The sequence below is a fragment of the Hyphomicrobium sp. genome (assembly GCF_020852195.1).
Taxonomy (GTDB): Bacteria; Pseudomonadota; Alphaproteobacteria; order Rhizobiales; family Hyphomicrobiaceae; genus Hyphomicrobium_C.
Genome location: NZ_JADZBI010000241.1, coordinates 23,260 through 31,256, shown reverse-complemented (window position 1 = coordinate 31,256; position 7,997 = coordinate 23,260). Strand labels below are relative to the sequence as shown.

General features: G+C 62.9%; 8 protein-coding genes and 1 pseudogene. 8 read left to right on the top strand and 1 reads right to left on the bottom strand.

Going from position 1 to position 7,997, the window contains the following annotated elements; genetic code table 11:
* Positions 1 to 379 (bottom strand): transcriptional regulator (locus IT540_RS19905; RefSeq protein WP_291181619.1); only part of this gene is annotated, 379 nt, incomplete at its 3' end.
* A 197-nt stretch (positions 380 to 576) separates the two neighbouring features.
* On the opposite strand from IT540_RS19905, the gene IT540_RS19900 reads away from it, so the two are divergent.
* The 8 genes and pseudogenes from IT540_RS19900 to IT540_RS19865 all read left to right on the top strand — a co-directional run bounded on the left by IT540_RS19900 (position 577) and on the right by IT540_RS19865 (position 7,982).
* On the top strand, positions 577 to 1,332 hold the full coding sequence (locus tag IT540_RS19900) for an SDR family oxidoreductase (protein WP_291181616.1): 756 nt from the start codon (positions 577 to 579) through the stop codon (positions 1,330 to 1,332).
* A 58-nt stretch (positions 1,333 to 1,390) separates the two neighbouring features.
* On the top strand, positions 1,391 to 1,819 hold the full coding sequence (locus tag IT540_RS19895) for a hypothetical protein (RefSeq protein ID WP_291181615.1): 429 nt from the start codon (positions 1,391 to 1,393) through the stop codon (positions 1,817 to 1,819).
* A pseudogene (locus tag IT540_RS19890) lies at positions 1,819 to 2,572 on the top strand (SDR family oxidoreductase). The gene IT540_RS19895 and the pseudogene IT540_RS19890 overlap by 1 nt, the downstream one beginning before the upstream one ends.
* A gap of 47 nt (positions 2,573 to 2,619) precedes the next feature.
* Positions 2,620 to 3,519, top strand: coding sequence for an AraC family transcriptional regulator (locus IT540_RS19885; RefSeq protein WP_291181614.1), 900 nt, complete (start codon positions 2,620 to 2,622; stop codon positions 3,517 to 3,519).
* Between the two features lie 126 nt (positions 3,520 to 3,645).
* Positions 3,646 to 4,584 carry an MBL fold metallo-hydrolase gene (locus IT540_RS19880; RefSeq protein ID WP_291181613.1) on the top strand — a complete coding sequence of 313 codons (939 nt, stop codon included), beginning with the start codon at positions 3,646 to 3,648 and terminating at the stop codon, positions 4,582 to 4,584.
* Between the two features lie 233 nt (positions 4,585 to 4,817).
* A complete protein-coding gene (locus IT540_RS19875; RefSeq protein ID WP_291181618.1) occupies positions 4,818 to 5,648 on the top strand; it encodes an alpha/beta hydrolase in 831 nt (276 codons plus the stop codon).
* 82 nt (positions 5,649 to 5,730) lie between these two features.
* Positions 5,731 to 6,936, top strand: a complete 1,206-nt coding sequence (locus tag IT540_RS19870) for an FAD-dependent oxidoreductase (protein ID WP_291181612.1) — start codon at positions 5,731 to 5,733, stop codon at positions 6,934 to 6,936.
* Between the two features lie 650 nt (positions 6,937 to 7,586).
* Positions 7,587 to 7,982, top strand: a complete 396-nt coding sequence (locus tag IT540_RS19865; protein ID WP_291181611.1) for a DoxX family protein — start codon at positions 7,587 to 7,589, stop codon at positions 7,980 to 7,982.
* Positions 7,983 to 7,997: the final 15 nt, after the last annotated feature.

Here is a 7,997-nt window from a genome sequence, read left to right as displayed (position 1 = left end):
GGAGCGGTTCAAGACGGGGTTCGCTCCTCGCCGAGCCAGAAGCTTCGTTCGAGACGCGCTCAGCCGCTTCAGCCTCGGTCACGTCGCCCACGAAGCGGAAGCCCTTTCGTGGAACCGTGCGAACGAGGTGCTGATCCTCGCCGCTGTCGCCGATGGCCTTGCGAACAGCATTGATATGGCTGGCGAGCGTCGATTCCGAAACGATGCGTCCACCCCACACGGCCTCGATCATATGATCTTTGCTCACCACGCGGTGGCGATTCTGAACCAGGTAGAGCAGCAGATCGAAGACTTGCGGACCGACGGCAACCGCCTTCGCAGCCCGCGTAAGCTCTCGGCGCTCGGGGTCGAGGACACAGTCTGAGAACAGGAATTGCACGTCGGACTCCGCAGCAGCCAACCGGAGCGTGTTGGTCAGGGTACATAGCATGATACCGGCCCCGGCTTGGGGCTTGGACGTATTTGCAAGGTAAACCAAAAGGTATTTGACGGTCCCCGCAAAGTCTTTCTGCCGCATCCAAGGCAATCTCCATGCAGTGGCGACGCCAGCGCGGCGTCGATTGTCGGAGATGTCTCATGAAAATCGTCGTCATCGGGGGGACTGGTCTCATCGGATCGAAGGTCGTCGAACTGTTGCGTGGCAAGGGCCACGACGTCCTGGCTGCATCCCCCAACACCGGTGTGAACACCATCGCTCGAGAGGGGCTGGCGGAAGCCCTTTCGGGCGCAAGCGTCGTCGTCGACGTGGCCAACTCGCCGTCGTTCGAGGACAAGGCCGTGCTGGAGTTCTTCGAGACTGCGGGCCGCAACCTGCTCGCCGCGGAGGCGGCAGCCGGCGTCGGCCATCACGTGGCACTCTCCGTCGTGGGCGTCGATCGTCTTCCCGACAGCGGCTACATGCGAGCCAAGGTGGCGCAGGAGAAGCTCATTCAAAGGTCGAAGGCCCCGTACACGATCGTCCGCTCGACGCAGTTTTTCGAGTTTGTCGGGGCAATCACGCAGTCTGCGACCGAAGGCAACGCCATCCGCCTGTCACCCGCGCTTCTTCAGCCCATAGCCTCAGATGATGTAGCATCAGCGCTGGCCGCGGTTGCCATGGGCAAACCGGTCAACGGAATCGTCGAGCTGGCAGGCCCCGAGAAGATCCCGCTCGACGCTTTGGTCAGGTCTCACCTGGAGGCAATGGGCGACCGCCGCCAAGTCATTGCCGACATCCGCGCCCGCTACTTCGGCACCGAACTCGACGACAGATCGCTCACGCCTAGCGGACATCCGATGCTGGGCGCGATCCGCTTCGAGGATTGGCTGCGCCGTCCGTCGGACCGGGCCTGATCGGCATCGCTCACACCTGCACGGTAGCCACAGCCGTTAAGACGGCAGGAGATTACCCATGATCAAAACAGCCTGCATCACCGCGGCGGTCGTGCTCGGCATCGCCGCCACTGCCAATGGCACCCTCATGCTCGTCAACCCGGAACGTTGGTATCTTGCGGTGCCGGGCGTGACCACGACAGGCCCGTTCAATCAGCACTTCGTCCGCGACATCGGACTGGTCTTCCTGCTCGTGGGCGGCTCGTTCCTGCTCGGTGCCGCGCGTCCACACATCAGGGTCGCATTCTGGGCCATACCGTCGATCTGGCTCTCGGGACACGCGCTCTTTCACTTCTGGGAAGTGGCCGTCGGTATCTGCGGCCCATCGGCCTTGGCGCGTGACTTTCCGGCGGTGACGCTGCCGGCCGTCATCGGGCTCTGCATCACAGGTTGGGCGATGGCTGAGGCGCGCCAAGCGACTTCCGTGACCGTTGCGAAGGCGTCGTGATGGATACCCTCGCTGGAAAAGTCGCGATCGTAACCGGTGCAAGCTCAGGCATCGGCCGCGCGGCGGCCCTTGGGTTGGCTGATCTTGGTGTCAGGGTTCTCATTACGGGGCGTCGCGAGGGACGGCTCGCGGAAGTGGCGGCTGCGCACCAAAAATATATCCGGCTTCGTGGCCGACGTAGCCCAGCCGGACGATGCCAGCCGCACCGTCGGCCGGGCGATAAGTCTGTGGGGCCGCCTTGATGTTCTGGTGAACAATGCTGGTGCGGGAGCCATTCTTCCCCTGGCTGAGGTCACAGCAGATCAGATCGCGAGCATCTTTTCAGTCAATGTCGTCGGGCCTAGCCTGCTCGCCGCTGCAGCGATTCCCCACCTCGCGCAGGGGAAAGGCTCGATCATCAACATCTCGAGCACGTTCGGGCACAAGACGGCTGCAAGCCTTTCGCACTACGCCGCAAGTAAGGCGGCCCTGGAGCACCTCACGCGCTGCTGGGCTCTCGAGCTTGCGTCTCAGGGCATCCGCGTCAACGCGATTGCGGCCGGACCGACCGAGTCGAACGCGCTGACCGGCATGATGGGGCTGTCTCCCGAAGCCGCCGCGGCAATTGAAGCTCAGGAGCGCGAGCAGATTCCCCTCCGGCGGCGCGGCGTTCCCGACGATGTCGCGCGCTGGATCGTGTCACTCGCCGGACAGCACGCAGAGTGGGTGACAGGGCAGGTCATCGCCATCGATGGCGGGTTGAGCGTGACCTAACGGGTCCGTAGCCGCGATTTCGAGCCGGCGTATTTGGGAGGCGTGCCATGGACAAGGAAGAGGAGGACCAGCGGCGCCGTCCCGCCGATGCCGAAATGGCGCGCGTTCTGAAGACCAAGCCACTCAATATTGTTACGGGACTGGACCCAGCCAGCGGCGGAATTGCCCATTGGAAGCATGGTGCCCTGCACGATGTCGTTCAGCCGATGGCCGATCATGTGATCATGACGTACATCGACACCCTGCAACCCCTGGAGCGACGAGCAGGTCGGAGCGTCGCAACCGGCGTGGCGCGCCCAGGCGTCGTGACAATCATCCCCGCAGACACGAGCGCGCGATGGGACATCAATGGTGCCGTCGATGTCGTTCAACTCTATCTTCCTCAAGCAACGATCGAGCGTGTCGCTGCCGAAGCCAACAATGCATCGTCGACCGAGCTTCTGGAGCGGACCGGCCATCTCGACCCGATCACGTCGCGCCTACTCTCCACGGCCGCGGAAGCGCTTGAGGGTAACACGACGCTGGACACCATGTTCCGGCAGCAACTGACAGACCTGCTTGCAACCCGACTGTTGGCAGCGCACGCGGGGATGCCGGTCGAGCCTCCGCCGGTATCAGGTGGGCTGCCCCCAAGGGTCCTGCGCCGTGCAATAGAGCGACTTCGCTCGGAGACCGACGCGGACGTCTCGCTGGCGGCCCTGGCCGCTGACGCCGGACTGTCGCGCTTTCATTTCTGCCGCGCCTTCAAGGAAAGTACAGGAATGCCGCCGCATGCGTGGCTCCGGCAGTATCGGTTGGAGCAGGCGAAGGCTATGTTGCGCGATCCATCCATGACAATCGTCACGGTGGCCGTGGCGCTCGGCTATGCGTCCCAGACGGCTTTCGCCGCAGCGTTCAAAAAGCTGACCGGCCTATCTCCAAGCGAATTTCGGCGCCTCGCCACTTGACAGCAATTCCTCTGCAATCGCCGCAATCGCTCTGGCGCAGCACCTGGCGCATCCCGCTAAACCATCCGCATGCCCGCACGGTTGGGGCGAACGAAGTGGTCAACGACATTGCCGAAGGAGACTGACATGTTGAAGATTGCGACAAAGCAGAACTTGGACACCAGCCCGCATCCCGCCGGTCTGGGGCGTGAAGAGCTGGTCCCGTCGCGCTACGCGGTGCGGGTCGGCGAAATCGATGTGCTGGTGGTCAGCGATGGCGTCCTGCCGCTGCCGACGCAGATGTTGGGCCACAACGCCGATCCGACCGACCGGGCGGTCTGGATGGCCGACATGTTCCTGCCGCCGGACGCTTTCGACTGGTCGCTGAACGTCGTCGTGGTGCGCAGCGGCGCACGGACCATTCTTATCGACGCCGGACTGGGGCTGGATCCCGACTTGAATTTGCCGCGGGCCGGCCAGTTGATCAAAAGGCTGCAGGCCGCCGGCATCGATCTCGGGTCCGTGACCGATCTGGTGCTGACCCACATGCACATGGACCACATCGGCGGACTGCTGGTCGGCGGGGTGAAGGAGCAGCTGCGTCAGGATCTGCGGATCCACGTGGCGGCCGCCGAGGTCGCCTTCTGGGAGTCGCCCGATTTCACGCGCGCCTCCATGCCACAGGGGTTTCCGGATGCCCTTCGGTCGGCGGCAAAGCGGTTCGTGAAAGAGTACCGGAACTATCTGCGGCCGTTCGATGAAGAATACCAGGTTGCGCCCGGCGTGATCGTCCGCCGCACCGGCGGGCACACGCCCGGGCACAGCGTGGTGCGTGTGGCCTCCGGCGGCGAAGCGCTGACGTTTGCAGGCGACGCTGTCTTCGCGGTCGGCTTCGACCACCCCGACTGGCACAACGGGTTCGAGCATGATCCCGAGGAGGCTGCCCGCGTTCGTGTCCGTCTTTTGACGGAACTCGCGGAGACCGGCGAGATGCTGGTGGCCACCCACCTTCCCTTCCCCTCCGTCGGACGCGTGGCAGTCGATGGCGACGCCTTTCGCTGGGTTCCCGTCTTCTGGGACTACTGATCCGAGGTGAGCAAAGCCGGTCGCTCGGCGTCAGCACATAAACGGCGCGGAGATCGACCGCTACCCCATGCTTCACAAGGAAAAACCTGATGGATTCGTTTCGTTCTTCAGCCGCCGCGACGCGGCGCGAGGTCCTCGTGGCCGGCATGGCGGCCGCGGCGGCCGGGTTGATGGCCACAAACGGCATCGCAGCAGCGCTTGAATTTTCCTCTCAAAGCCAAGGAATTCGTTCGATGAACACGATCACCACCAAGGATGGCGTCCAGATCTTCTACAAAGACTGGGGACCGAAAACCGCGCAGCCCATCGTCTTTCACCACGGGTGGCCGCTGAGCTCCGACGACTGGGATGCGCAGATGCTCTATTTCGTCGGTAAAGGCTATCGCGTCGTCGCGCATGACCGCCGCGGTCACGGCCGGTCCGATCAGGTCAGTGACGGACACGACATGGATCACTACGCTGCTGACGTCGCAGCCGTCGTCGAGCATCTCGATCTCAGCAACGTCATTCACATCGGACATTCGACCGGCGGCGGAGAAGCTGCGCGATACGTCGCGCGCCACGGCAAAGGCCGCACGGCGAAGCTGGTGCTCATCGGCGCCGTGCCTCCGATCATGGTCAAAACTCCGGCCAGCCCCAGCGGACTGCCGATCGAGGTGTTCGATGGTCTGCGCAAGGAGCTCGCAGCAAATCGATCGCAGTTCTATTTCGAGTTCGCGAGCGGACCCTTCTACGGCTACAATCGCCCCGATGCGAAGCCGTCGCAGGCCGTCATATGGAACTGGTGGCGGCAAGCCATGATGGGCAGCGCCAAGGCTCAGTACGACGGTATCAAAGCGTTCTCGGAAACGGACTTCACCGCGGATCTGAAAGCCATCGACGTTCCAACGCTCGCAATGCACGGCGACGACGACCAGATCGTTCCGATCGCCAATTCCGCTCCTCTGTCAGCGAAGCTTCTGAAGAACGGGACGCTCAAGATCTACCACCAGCTACCGCACGGCATGTGCACGACCCACGCTGATGTCGTGAACGCCGACCTGCTGAAGTTCATCGCCGACTGACACACGCAAAGACCCGCACGAGGACTGACTCCGTTGCAAAACGGAGGACGGAGACGTGCGGGCGAATCGAGAGGATAACCTCATGAAACTGGTCATCATCGGTGCCGGATTTGCCGGTATGTACGCAGCTCTTTCTTCGGCTCGCCTCCGTGACATCAAGGGTGTAACACCCGAGGAGCTTGAGATCGTACTCGTCGCGCCCGAGCCGACTCTGGTGGTCAGGCCGCGCCTCTACGAGCCGAGACCCGAAACACGGACGGCGCCTCTGCTCGACGTCCTCAACGCGATCGACGTTACCTATGTCCAGGGAACGGCAGAGAGCGTCGACACCACATGCCGCTCGGTCGTGGTGGGCGGAGCCGATGGCGGGCGCACTTCGATCGCCTACGACCGCCTGATCGTCGCGACCGGCAGCCGCCTATTTCGGCCCAATGTGCCGGGCCTCGCGCAGCATGCCTTCAGCGTCGATAATCTGGAGGATGCCATCGTGCTCGATCGCCATCTCAAGAGCCTTGCTGACCGTCCGGAATCCGAAGTGCGCGACACCGTGGTCGTTGCGGGCGGTGGCTTCACGGGGCTGGAGGCAGCAACAGAGATGCCTGCCCGTCTTCGCGAGGTGCTTGGCAAAAACGTGACGACGAGAGTGATCATCGTTGACCGTAACGAGGCGATTGCGCCCGATATGGGTGCCGCCCCGCGCCCGGTGATCGAGGAGGCCCTTCGCAAGCTTGGCGTCGAAACCCGCCTCGGTGTCGGCGTTGCGGCAATTGATGACACGAGCGCCACGCTGTCCAGCGGCGAGCGCATCGAGACCGCAACGGTCATCTGGGCCGCCGGAATGCGCGCCGCTCCTCTTACCGCGCAGATTCCGGGGGAACGCGACAACTTCGGCCGTCTCGTCGTCGACCGCGAGCTGCATGTCGTCGGCGTCCCCGGCGTGTTCGCTACGGGGGACGCGGCCAAGGCCGCCTGTGACGATATGGGTAATTATGCGCTGATGTCATGCCAGCACGCGACGCGCATGGGTGCCTTCGCCGGCAACAACGCCGCGGCAGAACTGCTTGGCGAAGCACCGATCCCTTATCTCCAAAAGGCTTATGTCACTTGCCTCGACCTCGGAGAGGCTGGTGCGCTGTTCACGCGCGGATGGGATCGCAAGATCGAGCACGTCGGAACGGATGCAAAGAAGATCAAGCAGGAGATCAACACGGTGTGGATCTACCCGCCGAAACCCGTTCGTGCCGCAGCCCTCGCGTCTGCCGATCCGCAGCGCGTCACCGATCTCTGATCCAGCTCTGGAATAGTCACACCCACTGGAGGCAATCGTCATGTTCCGAGAAACTTTGCGATCGACGGCATTTCCCGCGCTGCCCACCAGCAACGCCTTTACCACAGCTCCCCATCAGTCTTGTGCCGGGTCTTGTCCGATGACAGCTGGACGGCTCAATGAAGCGCAATGTTCCCGCTGCCGCCTGTCACATCCTTTGAACCTCGCTCGCCCCCAGCGAGGATCTTGCGCCCCTGCAGAGCTCCCCCCGCTGCGATAGGGTGCGTAATGCGGCCGGCCCTTTCCCTCGGGCCGGCCGCCACCGCTCACCTTCCGGCGCGAATTTTCCGTTTAGACCGGCTGCTACCACGGGTGATTTCGACGCTTAGTCCCACGAACGGAAGTCGGGATCTGACCTGGTCAGTGAATGATCGCGGTGTGATTGACGGCAGCTTCTGAGGGATAAACGGTCATTCACAGCGGCCGGCAGAAGTCAGTCAATGCCCGGTCCGCAGCCTCCCTAACCCAACGGGCACAGGTCTCTCGAACGGCGTATCCTTCGTAACAGCGCCGCCGCCCGGATCCTAGTTAGTTCCCCCCACCCAGCCCGGCTCAGCCCTCGTGGGCGCTGACCTCGTCGGGCATCGCAACACCTCTATTGGAGACCTGCAATGGCGCACTTCACGCCCTCCCGCACTGCGCTCTGGACAAGCTTCGGCCTATCGGTACTCGTCGTTCTGTTTCTTCTCGTTGATGCCGGCGTGAGCATATTCGCTCCACACTTGCTTGCCGACGTACAAGCTCAAGTGGGCTTTCCTGCGGAGCTTTCCCCTCTCCTTGGCGGCATCATGCTGCTTTGCGCGCTCGTCTTCGCGATACCGAGAACCGCCGCGATCGGCGCCATTCTCATTACTGCATTTGCGGGCGGAGCGATTTGCACGCATGTCAGGATCGGAGAGCTCGGATCACCACCCCAGCTTATTGCGTTTGCTTTGGCGGCCATTGCATGGCTGAGCCTATGGCTTCGTGATGCTGACGTCCGACGCGCACTAGGGTATCGCAGCTAGTACTAGCGTATCGAT